The following is a 17618-nucleotide window of genomic DNA, read 5'->3' as shown; positions in this document are numbered from 1 at the left end:
CATGTTAATTGGCGTAGGTAATTTACTAACTCTGTTGGGGCTGGGGATTTTTGCTGCCTATCTCAGTATTCGGCGTGGGGTCAAGTCGCCCGTACCCCTATGGGTTATTTTGCTGTTTGCACCCATTTTGCTCGTAGGATGGGAGATTCTGGGTCAGCGACCTCTGCCACAATTTCTATTTATCTCTATATACCTAATTTGTACCTGGATGTACTTCCGGTTAGCGCGATCGGAAATGTCAACTCTAGATGTAGCGTATGAAGAAGTTCTGGCTGCGGCGATCGCCACGGATATTAGCATTAAACCCAGTCTGCCCTCTCCATCTACACAACTAACTAAAGGTGAGGAAGCAAGGCTCAAAGACTGCTTCCCTCTATCTGTATTCTATTTGCAGTCAATTAAGTACTACAGTCAGGCAATAATCTGTCAGGGACAACTGCGCTATAAACCTAAACTTAAATCCGGAGAAGTTGCCACCGCCATTGCCTATAAATCCATCTGCCATAACATCCAGCAAAAGTTTGGCGATCGCTTTTTGGTATTACTTCAAGAACGCGACACTCACTCCTCAGATTCAGATCCTGAGACCGACACAGATAGCAATAGCAGCAAAGATCGCTACTACTTTGCACTCATTCCTAGTGCCAGTCTAGATCGAGCGAGCGGGCGGTCTGGGTCATCATCCGCTTTATCCGTAGTTTTGCTGTTGGTTACGCTCCTGACATTGCTGTGGACCGGGACGCATTTAACAATTTCAGTCGCCACCGAACCATTTGACTTCGCGAAAATATTTGCTGATGCAATGGCACTAACGCAGGATGGCATCGCGTACTTATTAGGTGCTGTTGCTATTTTTGGCTGTCGCGAACTCGCGCGCGATCGCGTGGCAAAGCAGTATCAATTGCAGATATCACCCACCCATTTCATTCCATTTGTTGGCAGCTTTGGCTGCTTAGGTAGTTTAACCTGGCTGCGTAGCGTTGTTCCCCACAGACGCGCCCTATTCGATCTAGCGATCGTGCCAAGTGTGGCAGGCTTTTTGCTATCACTATTCTTGTTTGTTTTGGGTATCTTACAATCTGACTCCGCAGTACAGCCAGCAACTCCATCCAATTTTTTAACCGCTTACCTGGTACCTTTTAATCTCAAAAGTTCGATCTTGATGGCAACTGTGGCACAAGCGATCGCATGGGGGAAGTTTAGTACGGGTGCTGTTGACCTGCACCCATTAGCTTTAGCTGGTTGCTTGGGTCTTGCGATCTCGGCGATCGGTTTGATACCGCTAGGCACGCTCGAAGGAGGTCATCTGATCCACGCGATGTTTGGCATAAGTAGGGTAGCAACTATTGGCAAAATATCGCGGTTGTTGCTCTTAACCCTATCTCTGGTTGCCCGCTCTTGGTTGTGCGCGTTTGTGCTGGTATTATTCCTAGTCGATAGTTACAGGCCACCTGTCTTAGACGAAGCAACCGAGTTGAATAACTGGCATGATGCCATAGGATTTCTATCTCTGGCATTAATGTTGTTAGTTATTTCCCCCGTCCCCAAGTTCTGCCTACCACTCTTGGGTATAAATTAAACGGTCCGATCGAAATTTTGTGTATCGAGCCTCTGAAACAGCGTAAATACGTACTTCAGGACTCAATTTACACAAAAATCAGAGCGCTCTCAAATTAAACGGATATTAGCCGTAATTTTACAAAACTTTTAGTTTTGCGTTTATTGTGGTTGGCTGGGGTAACATCATGTTCTAGTCCATCAAAAGAAACAATGTTCATATTGAACCGCCAGGACGTAGAGATCGTTAACGTTCCTCATCCACAAAAAGAGGGTCTGCAACTTCCCGTTCTCGTTTATCAACGCCAGACATTTGGACTGTTGACTATGTTTGGTGAAAACCGGGAAGAGGCTTTAACCTATTGGCGAGATCTAGTGGATAACAAAGGTAAGGTATGCGTTCTGTTAGAAGAACCAGAAATTAAACGTTATAGCGTATGGGGTAAATTTTCGCTCGGCAAAGAGATAATCGCTACTAAGCCCCCAGAACCATCATCCCCAAGGCAAGTATCCCCAGAACCACTAGCCCCAAGGCAAGTATCCCCAGAACCACTAGCCCCAAAGCAAGTATCCCCAGAACCATTGGCTCCAAAGCAAGTAAGCCCTGAGCCAGTTCGCAGAAGCATGGAACCAATTATCCCTAAATTACCAGAGATAGATGCAAGTAAGGCAACTCAAAAAGGGGTAATTGTCGAGCATATTGTTACTAAAGCTTGCTTAATGATATTAAGAGCTATATATCTTGAAATTAATGACCTTTTCGGCAGAAATCAGGGCAACTTATTCAAGTTAGATATTATGAAACCGCTCAAAAAAGAAAAGTTTCCTCAAATTGACACTATAGAGTCATTGGAGCGGTTACTGGCTACTCAAGATCTGATGGATAGTCCAACTCCAACTTGGAACGATAACCATCTCCTGTTTTTTCTCAACAATCTATATAAGATTGCCCAATCTCACTTTGGCGGCACGGCATTTTTAGAAGCGTCTAAAAATACTATTGCCGATATGTCACCGGATACAAGAAAGATATTTCAAACCTGGCTGACAAAAATGCCTAATGGCCAGATTTGGTATAAGTAAAACCCATTACAGGAAACTGCATAGCTGAATATGACTAAAGCGAGCCCTTCAGACTATAAATCTATCTTCCCACCAACCCAATATGTAATTTTAGGAAGTATCACTTGGGCAATTCTAGCAATTTTATATTATCTGTTCCTTGGCTTGCCCACAGAACAGTCTGGAGAGGAACTGGTACGCCCATATTGGTATCGAATTGGTATTTATGTATTCCAGACAATCCCGATCGCTCTTACCGGATTTCTGTGCTTGCGTAACTTTCGCAGCTCTAAGATTATTGGCAATCGCATAGTATGGCTGGGCATTGGCGTTGGCGTAATTTCCTGGGGTATAGGCAACCTGATTTTTGCCTATATAGAACTGATTGCAAAGCAGAATCCCTTTCCCTCACTTGCTGATGCATTCTTCGTAGTAACCTACATTTTTCTGTCCTTAGGGATGTTGATGTCGTTAATTGGCAGGCGGATAAATTTGCGTTTATGGCAATGGTTAATTGTGGCTGTGGTAGCGATTGTTGGTATAGCTGTAGCAGGATTCGTTACATTTATAGCTGGTAAAGATGGGCAACCCGTAGAATTAAATTTGGGTACTTACTTGTATATCGTCTATGCTTTGGGGGATATCCTTTTGCTGGTTGTAGCTGCAATTTTATTCCAGGCATTTAGAGGCGGTAAATATGCCAGCTCTTGGCAACTCTTAGGCATGGGGGGAGGATCGATGTATATTGCAGATTTAGGTTTTAATTATCTGAATAACATTGCTAGCGAGGCTAAACCCTATCAAAGTGGCGAGTTGATCGAACTGTTCTGGATTTTCGCCTTTTTATTCTTTGGGATGGCGGCAGCAGTGGAGTTGGACATATCTTTACGTGCTGCGTCTGCTCGCCGAAAATAGTTTTGATATAGCTATAGGCTTGGGGTGGGGTGCAGGGGGGATACCCCTGCTCTCGATCGCTTTGGGTTGATGTTATAGCTATAGCCAATAGGCTTAGAACTGGAGTTTAGACTAAAAAGTGGTAAAAAGCAGCCAGCCATTGCAGACTGACCGCTTGATGATGGAAGCTGAAAAGACTATAAAATCAACAGCTTCATCATGATTAGTTTGGATAAACTTGAGCAATTTCGCAAGTACACGTACGAAATTATAGGGAACGGGAGAGATGCGCTGTTCGACTTGATGGATGCGGTACTGACGAGTCGGAGTGTTTCATCGTTTGTGGAACTTTCGTTAAGCCCATTATTTCGGAGGGAGTGGTCGAGTATCTATGAAGCACTGCAAGATAGTCATCCTCCACGTGAAGACTTGATGAAGCAATACATACAGCAAATGCCGGCAGCAGAGGTGACGATATTGGCGGGCGACCATACAGCCTGGTCGCGTCCCTATGCGGTGACATTACAAGAACGCACCTACGAACATCAACCTCAACCGGGAGTAGGAAGCAAACCTGTTACGGTGGGGCAAGGATACAGCACAATTGCCTGGATTCCAGAGTCAGAAGGGAGTTTTGCCTTACCGTTGCGGCATGAGCGGATCACCAGTTTCGAGAACCCGATTCAGAAAGCCGCTAGTCAGTTACGCTTGGTTTGTGCGGAAATTCCTGGGACTGTGCTTTTCCTGGGGGATGGCGAGTATGGGTGCGCACCATTTTTGCAGCAAACAGCAGACATCCCGTGTATCAAGCTGCTCAGGCTACGCCCCAACCGGGTTCTGTATCATGCCCCAAAGGATTACGAGGGGCATGGGCGACCCCATAAGCATGGAGAGAAATTTAGCCTCAAAGACTCTGACACTTGGTCTATTCCCCAAGCAGACATCACAATTGCAGAGCCTAAACTGGGACGATTGCAAATTCGTCGATGGCCAAACCTGCACTTAAAGCAAGCCGCAGACCATCCCTTTACACTCATTCTGGTCGAACGTCTTGATATGCCTGAATCGAAACCCCTGTGGTTGATTTGGGTCGCTAAAGACGAGCCAATCTTGAGTGAGGTATGGCAAAAATATCTGCGCAGATTTGCCATTGAGCATTGGTATCGCTTGGTGCGTCAACGTCTCCATTGGACAATCCCTCAGCTTTCTACCCCTGCTCAGATGGAGACTTGGTCGGACTTGATGCCTTTACTTACTTGGCAATTGTGGCTCGCTCGTGAACTTGTCCAAGACTCTCCTCTGCCTTGGCAGAAACCGATGACTAAATTGTCTCCTGGTCGAGTTGCAAATGCTTTTGCTTTAGTTTTGGTCAGGATTGGCTCTCCTTCCCCTGACCCTAAACCTCGCGGTAAGTCTCCAGGTTGGCCTCTTGGGAAAAAACGAACCCAACGGATTCGTTATCCTACTGTCAAAAAACGCTATGCCAAGCCCCTCAAAAAAGCTTCCGCTGCAACTGCTTAGCTCAACTTCTTCCCTTTTATCCTCTCTCTCGCTAGTTTCTATCTAGCGAGATGCTTCTTGTTGCCTTTTAGTCTAAACTCCAGTTAGAACTGGGTGCAGGGGTTCCCCCCCTGCGTGGGGGCTGCGCCCCCACACCACCTGTCCTAACAGATCTGTCTACGGCTGGCTATACATGTCGTAAAGGATGAGGAAATGCGATCGCAAATTCCCTGAGGGGGAGGGGTTAGGGGTTAGGGGTTTAATTCCCGCGTAGTGCGAGTTATTAAAACTGTGACTTAGATCATCAGAAAGCTTAAAAATGCACTATAAGATTGAGGCTAACAGCGATTTCGATCGCCCTGCATCCTCAGTAAGGGTAATTATGCCTTGAACCTAAAAATTCTGTGAAATTATCTTGGAGTAAAAGACTGACAAATGCCCCCTCTAGCTGCTATTCCCATCGGCACCCTGCCCCTTAACGACCCCGTCTATATTTTTTGCGTTATCCTATTGATTATTGCGATCGCGCCACCTATCGCTAATTTCCTCAAAATACCGCCCCTCGTCGTACTAATTATCCTGGGTACCATCCTGGGCAAAAACGTCTTAGGAATATTGGATCGAGACGTGGCTGGCACATCTACTATAGTATCTGCCCTGGTTGACAAAGGTGAAATACTCGCATCGGAAAGATCGGCGCTGTTAAAGGTGCTGAACCAGCAGTCGTTACTCCAGGGTTTAGAAAGGATAGGGCTGCTCTATATAATGCTGCTGGCAGGTTTGCAGATGAACTTGCAGAACCTACAACGCTTGGGCGTGCGATCGCTCGTATTTGGGCTGCTTACCTTTGGCGTTCCTTTTACAACTGGGTTAATCTCAGGGCAATGGCTGACAGCAGGCGGGTTAGCCGCCGTGTTGCTAGGTATTTTATATTCTCCCCATACCCTCATGTCATATCCAATTATGTCGCGTTATGGCATCGTTCAAAAAGAAGCAGTTGGGGTTGCCGTTGGGGGCACAGTTGTAACTTCGATTCTCACGTTAGTGGGCTTATCAATAGTGCAAGCAGTTAAAAGTGGGAATGTGGGAACCCAATTATGGATTAACCTACTGGTTCTATTCCCAATGCTAGTATTTTTATGTTTTTGGGGATTACCTAAAGTTTCCAGATTTATGCTGGGAGCCAAGGAGGACTATGCTTTGGGCGGGCAGTTTATTTACGTGCTTTCCTGCTTGTTTATTGTTGCCGCTGGCACTCTTTTGCTGAATATCGATTCAATCGTCGGTGCATTTATTGCGGGACTGGCTTTAAATCGTTCGATTCCCTTCACTAGTCCCTTAATGAAACAGATTGAATTTGTGGGCAATAACCTGTTTATCCCCGCATTTATGATTGCAGTTGGAGTACTGTGCAATCCTAAAATTTTCTTCACCAATCCTGAAAACCTCGGCATTGCCCTGGCAGTAATTGCTGGTGCTGTAGGCGCGAAGTTCCTGGCCGCTGCGATCGCTGGCAAAGCGTTTAGCTACACATTTGCGGAAGTGATGGTGATGTTTAGCCTCACGATGTCCAGAGCAGCTTTGGTATTGGTAATCGCCCTGTATGGCAAAAACGTGGGATTAATTAACGATGGAATTTTTAATGCCATTATCGTCTATATCATTGTCACTTGCCTAGCTAGCCCTCTAATTGCCGATGCGTTTGGCAAACAGATAGCATCACAACAGGAACTAGAACTTGCCGAACAGCAAGCATCCTAAATCAAGAGTTAGAATCCTAAGCGCAAGAAAAAAGCGACCATTATATGCAGCGCCTGAAATATATTCAACCTAGCCTTGAAACAACGATTTTCCGTTAGTCACCAGGCTCAATAAGCTCGTATTGTTGAGAATTTCGCTTTTGTCAATAAGAGCCACCTTATTGATTCTCGTGCTTACATAAACATTGAGCAAATGCCTACGGGATACCTAGATGGACAAGGCTACTTGCTGCCAGCATCACAGCGTAAATGGATATTTGGTTTGTCAGCAGAATGTGGTTCTGATGAGGGCAACGCCCATAAGTTCGCTGAACATTTTGAGGGAATATCATGGTTACTGTCAAATGGTCGCCATTGCCAATGTTGCACGGACATCTTCCAAGACATAGAAAAAAACTGGTGGTGTCGGGTTTCGCCCAATAATCTTAGCGAAGTGGGAATAGACAGTCCTGAAAGTGCCTACTTAATGACAGAGTTAGGTATCTTGCTCTATCAGTCGCTACGGTTTGCACCTCCATTCCGTTATGTGTTAGTCGGGGTTGAAGTTGATGAGTTCAGATTCAAACTGCGATCGCCTTTTAAAATCCCTCCGATCTTGTGGGTTTTGAGAAATTTTATCCCCCAGAGTTGGGAGTGGGGATTAACCGAACGGGTATTGCCTTAAAAAGAAGCAAGACAGTCATTTAGCTCTGCCTTGAAAAGCTGTGCCAGGCGATCGGCATGGTAGCAGTTTTTGCGATGCCGACCGGCAGGGCAGTTGCAGTGTAGAGAGCTAGATAACAAGCTGAGCGTATATACGTTGCCCTGCGTACCTACGGTTGACCAGGTACGCGGATCGATCTGCGTGAACTTCAGATCGGCCTTTACTTTGGGGTTGGTTGCCATTGACTTTTTTATGTGGTTGCTTTGCTTTTATAGATTATTGTACTATAATCAAAACGTTTCTTCAAGTCAAGGATTTATAGCGGTTTTCAGATCGGAACAAGTAGGGGGTTTGGGGGCAACGCCCCCAAGAAGGGGTGGAACCCCTTCACCCTGATCGATAAAACCCGTTCTCAATTGAAAAGTGCTATAAGTCAAAATGCTTACTCGAAAAAATTGTTTGAAATTTGCGATCGCAAAGGTTGCCTAAAAGCAAAAAACATGATTTGATAATTGTACATTATTCAGGAGACTTTTTATGAGCGATTTAATGAAACAGCACGGCGCTTTCAGTTGGTGCGAACTCATGACCACCGATGTGGCTGCGGCCAAGCAGTTTTACGGTCAATTGTTTGGCTGGCAGATGGAGGATCAGCCCTTACCTCAGATGAACATGACCTATACGGTGGTTAAAGTCGGCGATCGCAGTGTAGGTGGCATTATGCCCATGCCGCCTCAAACTAGCGCCCCCTACCCATGCTGGAATAGTTACGTTACGGTCGCAGATGTAGATGCCTCGACACAGCTAGCCGAGCAACTTGGGGCGAAGGTACTGGTGCCGCCCACCGATATTCCCGACACGGGGCGGTTCTCTGTCATCCAAGATCCCCAAGGAGCCGTAATCAACCTCATTTCCTATTCAAACAGTTAAGGCTTCATGACAGCAGGGGGAAGAGAGTCCCCCTGGCTGGTTCGTTTTATCCCAAATCCGCGTTAATTATCCCAGTAGCGGTATAGAAGTAATGATGAAAGTGTGGTTGTAGGGGCTATGCCCCTACTTGGGGGAAGCTCCCCCCAACATCTAAATATCCTTACTTCTTTAGGACTACTGTTATCCCTAATATTGCCTGGCGACTGAAAGTCGCGGCTACACGAGCGAAGTCTACCTGCTTGGACTTCAAGTATAGCTATAGCCAACAGGCTTAGGACGGGGTGCAGGGGTGGAACCCCTGCGTGGGGGCACAGCCCCCACACCCCCCTGTCCTAACAGATCTGTCTATGGCTATAAAAGGGGGTAGCTAAACAGGATTGGGTATTAGTTCCCTACCGAACACAACCAAGGAAATTGCAGAACAACTATGTCTGGACTATTTGCGCTAGTAGATTGCAATAATTTTTACGTTTCCTGCGAACGGGTTTTCAATCCGAGTTTAGAAAACAAGCCTACGATCGTCCTATCTAATAATGATGGCTGTGTGGTATCGCGATCGCCTGAAGCTAAAGAATTGGGTATCAAAATGGGCATCCCAGTTTTCCAAGCCAAAGATCTGATTGCAAAGCATAACGTGCAGGTATATTCCTCCAATTACGCGCTCTATGGTGATATGTCACGGCGAGTGATGAATTCTCTCAGCTATTTTGTCCCTGAGGTTGAGATTTACTCTGTAGATGAAGCGTTCCTAAATCTATCAGGGTTTTCCAGTTTGGCACCCGAGTTTCTGCTGCGATATAACCAGTTTATGCGCGCCAAAGTGCGTCAGTGGACTGGAATTCCCGTATCGATTGGCATCGGGACGACCAAAACCCTGGCAAAAGTGGCAAGTCACGTCGCCAAGCAATCTGCACGAGGAGTGGCAGAGTTATTAACTGAGGAAGCCCAGGAAGCAGTACTCGCCACGCTAAATGTAGAAGATGTATGGGGGATTGGCAAAAAACTAGCCACGCACTTGCGATCGCATGGCATTAACACCGCACTACAGCTACGCGATGCCGATGAAGAAATCATCCGGCAAGCGATCGGCATAGTTGGCGTGCGCGTGGTGTTGGAGCTTCGGGGTATCTCCTGCTTGCCCCTGGCGATTATGCCCGTGGCACGGCATGGGATTACAGTGTCGCAATCATTTAGCCATCCTGTGGAGTCGCTAGAGGAACTGAAAGAAGCCACCGCCACGTATATTGCTAAAGCAGCGCGGAAACTCAGAAGAGAAAACCTGGCGGCCAATCTGCTTAGCGTCTATCTCACAACTAATCGTTTTAGCCATCAAACCCAGCAGTATAGTAAATCTACAACTATTACCCTCCCAGTTGCCTCTAATTACACGCCGGAGTTAATTCAGTACGCCACTCAAGCTCTAGAAGATATCTATCAGTCAGGATATCGCTACAAAAAAGTTGGCGTTCTCATGTCTGAGTTAGTGCCTGCGGAGCGATCGCAGATCGATCTATTTGACGAACGCGATCGCGAACGCGCGCGAAAGTTAATGCAAACAGTGGATGAAATTAATCACAAGCTAGGTCAAGATGCGATTAAGTTTGCGGCTGAGGGGATTAAGCAGTTATGGAGGTTGCGATCGCAGTATAGATCCCCCAGATACACAACTTGCTGGGAAGAACTACCAGTTGTTAAAGCCTAGTAGCCATTAACGATCCGACCCATTCCTGCGTAGCATCCTGACACGTTGCTCAGTAGGACATAGCTTGGATGCGCACTGAAAAGGTGAAACCATTATCCTCTATGGAGTTGCCAGGTTGATTATTGCGATTCAGCGGCAAGCCATAGTCAAGTCGGATAGTTGCCACAGAACCGATTTGCCATCGCAATCCCACACCTATGCTGGCAAGTGTACTGGGATTTGAGGCAACACCCGCATGATTCCAAATTGTGCCAATATCAAAAAATGGTGCGATTTGGATTAGGCCAATGCCTTCAGGTTCTCTCACAATCGGTAACCGTGCCTCAATGGAACCAACTATGCCATTATCTCCCACAATCCGATTCTGGCGATAGCCGCGCACCGTATCTAAACCACCAATGCTGAATTGTTCAATGGGAAGTAGCGAACCATTACTGAGTTGCGCCGCAATGCGCCCAATTAGAATGGCATCCTGCCCGAGGGATTGCACGTATTGAAATTGTCCCAACCAACTGAGAAATCTACCATCTGTACCAGAATCGTTGATGGTAGCATTAAAGGCACCGATACCCAGGCTAAACTGCGATCGCGCTGCTAAGACCTGCGTGGGACTGCGATTGACCCAATCTTGACTAAAGCGAATGGCAGTTACTCTCGATTTGCCATCTTCAGGACCAGGGGAAAACGAAAATGGCATATTTCCTAACAAGTAAGTTTGACTTTCGCGCAAGTCCAGGCTCAATCCCAAAGCAAATTCCCGATCGGGAGTACGTATGAGCGGTTGCCGCCATCCCAAAGAAAGAGTGTGAGAAATACCGTTGATATCCAAAGCAGAGAACGGCTGCTCTATAATTCTGCTATTGTCGCGGCTATAATTAATGCTCAGGCTACCATCATAGGCATTGATGGGAAAATCGTAGCCAATCCTGTAACTGCTAATGCCAGAAGTAAATCCTACTTCAGCATTGAGGCGATCGCCAAACCCCAAGAGATTAATATGATTCAAACTCGCACTATAACGAATCGCCCCTACACTGGGTGAATCCCGATTTTCTACGATTAGATCGCCTTTGACCGTTGGAGCTTCTTTTAGTGTCACCTCCAGAACGCTGCGACCGGGAGCGGTACCTGCCTTTAGCTCTGCCTGCACGGATGCAAACAGTGGGTCGGACTGTAACAACTGCAATGCCGCTTCTAAGCGCAGGATACTAATCGGAGCTTGAGTTGCTATGCCGATGCGATCGCGGACGTATTCCGGTTTGAGGCGAGCTAATCCCTTGAGGTCGAGACGCTCTAGCTCGCCTTCAATTACCTGCACTGTGACAACGCCATCGGAAACATCTTGAGGGGGTAGAAACGCACCTGATGTCGCGTAACCGCGATTGATATAAAGTTGCGTAATCGCTGTCCGAATAGCTAGCAAATCCTCAAATGTAGATTCCTTGCCAATAAAAGGCTCAACGATCTTGTCTAGTTCTGCAACATCAAAAACCGTACTGCCCAAAACTCGAACTTGCTTGACCAGGATTCTGGTAGTGGGGGTTGGGGATTGGGGGTTGGGGATTGGGGGTTGGGGATTGGGAGTTAGGGGTTGGGGTTGAGGGGTTGGCAGGTCGCTTGGGAGAGCAGGCAACTTGGGACGACTACGCTCAGTTGGATCGAGTGTATTGGGTGAATTAGGGGTCTGCGCCCATAACAGGGGCGAAAAACTCAGCCAGGATAGGCCGATTGCCATTACCAAAAGTTTATGTTGAACTCGCACTCTGTTTGCAGAAACCTAGGTCAAAAATTATAGCTATAGCCAACAGGTTTAGGATGGGGTGCAGGGGTGGAACCCCTGCGTGGGGGCGCAGCCCCCACACACCCCCGCACTAACCGATCTGTTTACGGCTATATTAGATCGCGCGATACGGGAAGTTTAGGCATATTCGCGTTAGTTAACTCGTGGGTTCCTGTGAATTCTGCTCTATTTGGGGAGAACCAAAGCGCGGTTCTCTGCCTTGTAGAATCCGTTCGATATTAGAACGGTGCCTCCAGATCACAAACAGCCCGCCTACCACTGTAATTAAGACGTAAGCAAGTGGCGATCGCGTCACAAACATTAATATGGGCGAAGCGATCGCCGCAATAATCGAACTAATCGATACGGTACGCCAAATTGCCATTGTTGCCAGCCACAAACCAAAAGCTCCGAGAGCGGCAATCCAATTTATGCCCAGGATAACTCCCAAGCCCGTTGCCACCGATTTGCCACCTTTAAACCCAATCCAGCAGGAGCGGCTATGTCCGAATAAAACCAGCAAGGCTGCTGCTACGACAAACCATTCCTGTCCCCATGCTGTGCCAGCACTAGTAAACGGCAGACCGTCTCCTAAAATCCCTCGCAGCCAGGCGCTAATCGCTTCCGCACGTTGCATTAACCAAACTGCCAGTATACCCTTGAGTAAATCGATCGCAAATACAGCAATGCCTGCTTCCTTGCCCACGCAGCGCCACACATTAGTGGCACCCGTCGAGCCGGAGCCATGTTCGCGAATATCCATGCCTGCCAAACGCCCAGCAATATAACCAGTGGGAATCGATCCGAGCAGGTATGCGATGGGGAGTAAGGCAAGTTCTAGCATTTGGTTTATGGGTGTTAGGGGTTGGGGTGGGACATTTGTCTACTAATCTTCGCATCAAACACTAGCATTCGTCACAAATGCTAAACCCTTACGAGGTGGGGCTTAGAAATCGCGAAAGTCTCTATCTCTATCTTTATCCCTAGACGCATAACTGGGTTTGGCTTGCGGATCGCGCCCGTAGGCAAGTATGAGTGGGAACCGCAGGAGATCGACGGAGATGTATTCCTCGGCTTCATCAATAATTACGAGCGGGGTTAAGCCTTCGCTGACGAGGCGATCGCCTTTAAGCGATAGCGGATCGGGGTCTTCAAATAAAACAACTCCTTTTTCAGGGCCGAAGTTATCGCGACCGATGCCCAGGCAATCTTGAAAGCCGCGCCGCCATTCTCCCAGACGTTCCGGGGAAGTGGCTAAAACCAGAATGCGCACTTTGTCAGCGTACAAAGCCCGCAGAACTGATACGACAGCAGCGGCAACTAGAATATTTTGCAGCCGGGTGCCCATACTGCGAATCGCACCTCTACCAGCTTGGGCTAGGAACCAGTTGGCAACGCGATCGGCATGAACCTGCTCGAACGTGCGCCGCAGTTTCCAAGGGGGGCCATAGTAATCGGGTAAGGTACGATAGCGCTCTAGTAGCTGTTCGATCCTTTGTTTTTGTGATTCAAACGCTTGTTCTGCCAGCATTGGCGACTCTTCTACCTGTGGTTTCGCTGTTACCACTGGTTCGGCTAGAGGCTCTGCTTTGGGTGGAACTAACTCTAGTTTTTCTGCGCTTGCCACTAGATCCTGTAAGCTACCGACCAGGTAGTCTTTAAAGCCCTGCACGCGCACGGCAATGTCCTGAGATGCGCCCGCATAGGTTGTTTTCATCTCATTTTGCAGTCGCTCTTGCTTCCTTTGCAGGAGGGCAATGCTTGCCTGCAACTCCTGCTGGCGCTTTTCTAAATCGCCCAAACTATCCTGGGTTGCCCGTACTATTGCAGCCTGTAACTCCTGCACCTGAGCCTCTAAAATCTCCTGCTTTGTTGTCTTGAGTAGCTCGATTTCTGCCTTCAGGCGATCTGCTTCCTGCTGTAAGGTCGTTGATTCTGGAATTGATACAAGCGCTAGTTCAGGACTGGTGTCGGTGCGATCGGCACTGCTGGTGTCAGGAGCTTCGATTGGCTCTGCACTGTTAATTAACTCATTTAGATCGTCCAGCGCGCTTAATTCGTCCGCACTTAATTCGCCCAATTCATCTAATTCGTCCGATTGTTCAAACTGGCTCAGGCGATCGCTTTGACTAGATTGGTTAGATTGACTAGTGGTTGCAGATGTATCCTCCACCGGTAAAGGTGCGGACATGTTTTCTTCTTCTATGGGGAGATTCTCAGGAGACATGGCGACGATCGGCTTTAAGCGGTGGGCAATTCAGCTAATACTTTAATTCAAACACAAAACACTAACGCACCCGTGCCGTAAACCCAGAAGCTTTAAACTGCTTCAAGGTCAGCGGTGGTTCTTGATCGGCAGGTACGCTGAGCATCATTTCAAAATCACTTTCTCCGGGCGGCACTTCGGGAATTGCCCCCAGACGATTGCGTTCCGGTATTACATCATTACCATTGACATCATAAACTCGTCCAAATATATCTGCATCAAAGACGGTCTTATTCGTAGGATTAAGTGCCTTGCCTTTGACCAAAAAACATCTGGCTGACATTACACCACCACCCAACACGATGTTTTTACCCATCCCCTCCGGGCACTGCTCGTAGGTAAGATTGGTGAGCTTAATTTGGGTAGCGGCTCCAACTGGCGGACTAATTACCCAGGCCATTAGGCAAATCAATCCAGCTAAAAGCAGAGTTTTGGCAGTTTGCCACATTAACCGGAAGTTTAACCTTAGGGAATTAACAACTTTAGATGCTGACATAACGAGCGGTTCCAAGATTAAGGAATTATCTGACACAGCAAACTTGAGTCTAGCAAATACGGGAATCTCTACGTGATAAAATGCTGGTTAAATATTGAAGGAGGTTAGCCTTTAGATGCAATTATCAATGCTATTGGCAGTTTTGCCCGAAGCATACAGAATGTTCGATCCATTGATTGACGTACTACCTGTAATTCCTATTTTCTTTTTGTTGCTGGCTTTTGTCTGGCAAGCAGCGGTTGGTTTTAAATAAAGAACTTAATATAAATGTATGTGGGGCAATTGTTGAGATTGCCCTTCACTTTTAAAGGCTATGGAAACATTTCTGCGCTGGCTAAATAAGGCGCTCGTATTCGATCTATTTTTAGTATTTTTCTTTTTTGCTTGGTTTGTAGTGGCAGTAACCGCTGAATCCCTGCACGTGAACTTGGGGTGGGGGCTGTGGCAGCAGTTGTGGCAACCATTAATTCAACCGGCGCTGGGTATTATGATGGCAGGTGCGATCGCTAGCGGCGTAATTACTAAAATTGCTGACACTAACAAAAACGATCGTCGGATGCCTAGGGACTAAGTCATAATATTTTTGGGTAACCTGAACGAGTGGAGCAATCCTCTAGGGATTTGCACGAACATAGGATACCCGCGATGTGTTAGGCATTAGCCGTAACGCATCCTATGGTTGGGGCGCTATTTAACCGCAAGTCCTCTAGCCCGTGCAACTTTTTATGGCAAATCCAATCAGAACACCTAAGCCGCCAAAACGAACTATTTGCCAAAAGGGTTCCCGAAAGCTACTCCAGGAAATTAGGCGGCTTTCAAGGTCTACTTCCAACAAATCCAATTGACTGCTAATCTGGGCAAGATCTTGCTTTAACTGTTGTTTTAGCTGTGGTGAAGCTGGCGAGCCTTGTAGTTGCGATCGCAGATCGTGTTGCTGCTCCTTGAGCCGAGCGCGTTCGTTCTGCATAGCACGAACATTTGCTAGCCGTTGCTTTAACTCTTGCAATGCCTGCTCTAGTTGCTGAATTTGAGTTTCAACTTCATGCCATTCTGACTGTTCTGGAGGTAATGGATCGGATGAATTGCTTTTTTCAGTTTTCACAAAGAGATCGAGATTATAGATAGTTGTTAAATAATAGGTAAAAGTTAGATAAATTAAGGCGCAGTTAATCCAAAAACTCTTTGCATTCTACATTCATCCGGCATGACCCTGACCCAAAGGAAAAAACTTGTCAAACCCAAAGAAGCTACCACCCGCACGATGGGAAGGGGGACACAGGCAGGCATATTGTTTGCCTTTAGCGTGTTTATTCTAATATTCTTACTGGGGAGCAGGTTATTCTTTCTACAAGTGGTTGAGGGCGATCGCAACCGTCAACTCGCCGAAAACAACCGCGTCCGTCTAGTTGCTAAAGCTCCGGAACGGGGACGTATTCTCGATCGCAACGATAAGATAATTGCTTCTAGTCGGCTGGCTCATGTGATTTATCTTTGGCCAGTGGCACAGCCTAAGGAAAAATGGCCTGCCACGATCGCCAAGCTGTCTGAGATTACGGGAATTGATGCCAAAAGCATCCTCCAAAAGTTAGAACAAAAAGGTTACAACTCCGCCGATCTAGTGCGTGTCAGCGGCGCGATTAGCCCCAAAATCGTGACCCACCTATCCGAACACAGTCGGGAGTTGCCTGGAGTTCAGGTCGATCCCGAAGCAGTGCGCTACTATCCCAATGGCGATATCGCTGCCCATATCATAGGCTACACTGGGGAGATTGCGGATTGGGAGCTAGATAAGCTCAAATCAAAGGGCTACCGTCTAGGTGATGTCATTGGTAAAGCAGGTGTAGAATCAGCCTTTGAGTCAAAGTTACGCGGTACTTGGGGAGGACAGCAAGTAGAGGTTGATGCGTGGGGAAAAGTGATTCGCGTTTTAGGGCAAAAGCCTCCTAAACCTGGTAAATCCGTACATTTGACTGTCGATCTCGATCTACAAAAAGCAGCAGAATCTGCCCTCGGTAATATGCAAGGTGCGATCCTGGCGATCGATCCCAATAACGGTGAGGTGTTGGCAATGGCTAGCCGCCCTACATTTGACCCTAACGTGTTTTCATCCAAAATTACCGATGCGATCTGGAAGCGTTTGCAAGCGGAGGATCACCCCTTTGTCAACCGCGCGCTACAGGGCTATCCCCCAGCCAGTACGTATAAAATTATTACGACTACAGCCGGACTAGAAACCAAGAAATTTTCGCCCGACGATGTATTATCTACGGCTGCCTATTTGGAAATAGGGGGCATTCAGTTCTGGGATCATAATAATGCTGGTTTTGGTACGATTGGCTTCCCCGAGGCACTTGCCTTTAGTAGCGATACTTTCTTCTACCAAGTAGGAAGGAGGGTTGGTGTAGAGTCATTGGCGGCATGGTCGCGCAAGTTTGGCTTTGGTTCTCGCACAGGCATAGAGTTGAGCGATGAAGAAGCACCAGGTCTAGTCCCCGACCCCGCCTGGAAGAAAAAGGTACTGAACGACATCTGGTACGAGGGCAACACTATTAATATGTCCATTGGGCAAGGTGACCTCCAGGCTAGCCCCCTTCAGGTAGCAGTAATGGCTTCTGTTCCTGCCAATGGCGGTTATCTGATCAAACCCCATATACTACTCGATAACGCCGAGTCAAAGGTATGGCGTAAGTCGTTAAATCTCGCTCCCAGTACGATTAAGGTACTGCGGGAGGGGTTAAGAGGTGTAATCACATTTGGTACGGCGCAAGCTTTAAACAATGCTTCAGTGCCGGTGGCGGGCAAGTCTGGCACTGCTGAAGATCCACCCCGTTCTTCCCATACCTGGTTTGCGGGCTACGCACCTGCCGACAAACCCGAGATTTTAGTAGTATCGTTTGGCGAAAACTCTGGCGGCGGTGGTGGTTCTAAACAGGGCCCCAAGGTAGTTCAAGTCATTGAGGCGTATATGAAACTCAAGCAAAAAGCAAAGAGCGCCAAGCCCCTTCCCTCCAAGCGTTAATGCCCTTAC

Annotated in this window: 16 protein-coding genes and 2 pseudogenes; 12 read left to right on the top strand and 6 right to left on the bottom strand. The window is 47.3% G+C overall.

Translation table 11 applies throughout. The features are described 5' to 3' along the window. Position 1 precedes the first annotated feature (1 nt). From PSE6802_RS0103965 to PSE6802_RS27635, 7 genes and pseudogenes are all read left to right on the top strand, one after another. Positions 2 to 1579, top strand: coding sequence for a zinc metalloprotease (locus tag PSE6802_RS0103965; RefSeq protein WP_019498769.1), 1578 nt, complete (start codon positions 2 to 4; stop codon positions 1577 to 1579). A gap of 191 nt (positions 1580 to 1770) precedes the next feature. Beyond that, a pseudogene (locus PSE6802_RS35720) lies at positions 1771 to 2013 on the top strand (Npun_F0813 family protein); the annotation flags it as partial. 168 nt (positions 2014 to 2181) lie between these two features. Continuing rightward, complete coding sequence (locus tag PSE6802_RS36085; protein WP_465231542.1) at positions 2182 to 2640, top strand: Npun_F0813 family protein; 459 nt, start codon at positions 2182 to 2184, stop codon at positions 2638 to 2640. A 30-nt stretch (positions 2641 to 2670) separates the two neighbouring features. Next, positions 2671 to 3534, top strand: a complete 864-nt coding sequence (locus PSE6802_RS0103955; RefSeq protein ID WP_019498767.1) for a hypothetical protein — start codon at positions 2671 to 2673, stop codon at positions 3532 to 3534. A 198-nt stretch (positions 3535 to 3732) separates the two neighbouring features. Next, on the top strand, positions 3733 to 5034 hold the full coding sequence (locus tag PSE6802_RS0103950) for an NF041680 family putative transposase (RefSeq protein ID WP_019498766.1): 1302 nt from the start codon (positions 3733 to 3735) through the stop codon (positions 5032 to 5034). A 414-nt stretch (positions 5035 to 5448) separates the two neighbouring features. Beyond that, entirely contained in the window at positions 5449 to 6774 is a 1326-nt protein-coding gene (locus tag PSE6802_RS0103945; protein ID WP_019498765.1) for a cation:proton antiporter, read from the top strand. 192 nt (positions 6775 to 6966) lie between these two features. After that, positions 6967 to 7332, top strand: a pseudogene (locus PSE6802_RS27635) (hypothetical protein); the annotation flags it as partial. A 101-nt stretch (positions 7333 to 7433) separates the two neighbouring features. Here the strand turns inward: PSE6802_RS27635 and PSE6802_RS0103935 are convergent. Further along, positions 7434 to 7658, bottom strand: coding sequence for a hypothetical protein (locus PSE6802_RS0103935; protein WP_019498763.1), 225 nt, complete (start codon positions 7656 to 7658; stop codon positions 7434 to 7436). A 295-nt stretch (positions 7659 to 7953) separates the two neighbouring features. On the opposite strand from PSE6802_RS0103935, the gene PSE6802_RS0103930 reads away from it, so the two are divergent. After that, on the top strand, positions 7954 to 8346 hold the full coding sequence (locus PSE6802_RS0103930; RefSeq protein WP_019498762.1) for a VOC family protein: 393 nt from the start codon (positions 7954 to 7956) through the stop codon (positions 8344 to 8346). A gap of 427 nt (positions 8347 to 8773) precedes the next feature. Further along, entirely contained in the window at positions 8774 to 10048 is a 1275-nt protein-coding gene (locus PSE6802_RS0103925) for a Y-family DNA polymerase (RefSeq protein ID WP_019498761.1), read from the top strand. 49 nt (positions 10049 to 10097) lie between these two features. On the opposite strand, the gene PSE6802_RS0103920 is transcribed toward PSE6802_RS0103925, so the two are convergent. From PSE6802_RS0103920 to PSE6802_RS0103905, 4 genes are all read right to left on the bottom strand, one after another. After that, a complete protein-coding gene (locus PSE6802_RS0103920) occupies positions 10098 to 11783 on the bottom strand; it encodes a ShlB/FhaC/HecB family hemolysin secretion/activation protein (protein ID WP_019498760.1) in 1686 nt (561 codons plus the stop codon). Positions 11784 to 11985: 202 nt separating this feature from the next. Then, positions 11986 to 12672, bottom strand: a complete 687-nt coding sequence (plsY, locus tag PSE6802_RS0103915) for a glycerol-3-phosphate 1-O-acyltransferase PlsY (protein WP_019498759.1) — start codon at positions 12670 to 12672, stop codon at positions 11986 to 11988. Between the two features lie 102 nt (positions 12673 to 12774). Continuing rightward, complete coding sequence (locus PSE6802_RS0103910; protein ID WP_019498758.1) at positions 12775 to 14055, bottom strand: DUF3086 domain-containing protein; 1281 nt, start codon at positions 14053 to 14055, stop codon at positions 12775 to 12777. A gap of 61 nt (positions 14056 to 14116) precedes the next feature. Beyond that, positions 14117 to 14542 carry a hypothetical protein gene (locus PSE6802_RS0103905; RefSeq protein WP_019498757.1) on the bottom strand — a complete coding sequence of 142 codons (426 nt, stop codon included), beginning with the start codon at positions 14540 to 14542 and terminating at the stop codon, positions 14117 to 14119. 163 nt (positions 14543 to 14705) lie between these two features. On the opposite strand from PSE6802_RS0103905, the gene PSE6802_RS0103900 reads away from it, so the two are divergent. Together PSE6802_RS0103900 and PSE6802_RS0103895 are read left to right on the top strand one after the other, a co-directional pair. Continuing rightward, complete coding sequence (locus tag PSE6802_RS0103900) at positions 14706 to 14843, top strand: photosystem II reaction center protein K (protein ID WP_026103041.1); 138 nt, start codon at positions 14706 to 14708, stop codon at positions 14841 to 14843. Positions 14844 to 14903: 60 nt separating this feature from the next. Then, the gene (locus PSE6802_RS0103895) at positions 14904 to 15161 is read left to right on the top strand and encodes a hypothetical protein (RefSeq protein WP_019498755.1); all 258 of its coding nucleotides are present in this window, start codon (positions 14904 to 14906) and stop codon (positions 15159 to 15161) included. A 135-nt stretch (positions 15162 to 15296) separates the two neighbouring features. On the opposite strand, the gene PSE6802_RS0103890 is transcribed toward PSE6802_RS0103895, so the two are convergent. Beyond that, a complete protein-coding gene (locus PSE6802_RS0103890) occupies positions 15297 to 15692 on the bottom strand; it encodes a sll0565 family protein (protein WP_019498754.1) in 396 nt (131 codons plus the stop codon). Positions 15693 to 15794: 102 nt separating this feature from the next. On the opposite strand from PSE6802_RS0103890, the gene mrdA reads away from it, so the two are divergent. Next, the gene (gene mrdA / locus PSE6802_RS0103885) at positions 15795 to 17609 is read left to right on the top strand and encodes a penicillin-binding protein 2 (protein WP_019498753.1); all 1815 of its coding nucleotides are present in this window, start codon (positions 15795 to 15797) and stop codon (positions 17607 to 17609) included. Positions 17610 to 17618: the final 9 nt, after the last annotated feature.

Source organism: Pseudanabaena sp. PCC 6802 (assembly GCF_000332175.1).
GTDB lineage: Bacteria > Cyanobacteriota > Cyanobacteriia > Pseudanabaenales > Pseudanabaenaceae > PCC-6802.
Note: the sequence above shows the minus strand (reverse complement) of the source record. Positions and strands in the feature narration are given on the sequence as shown.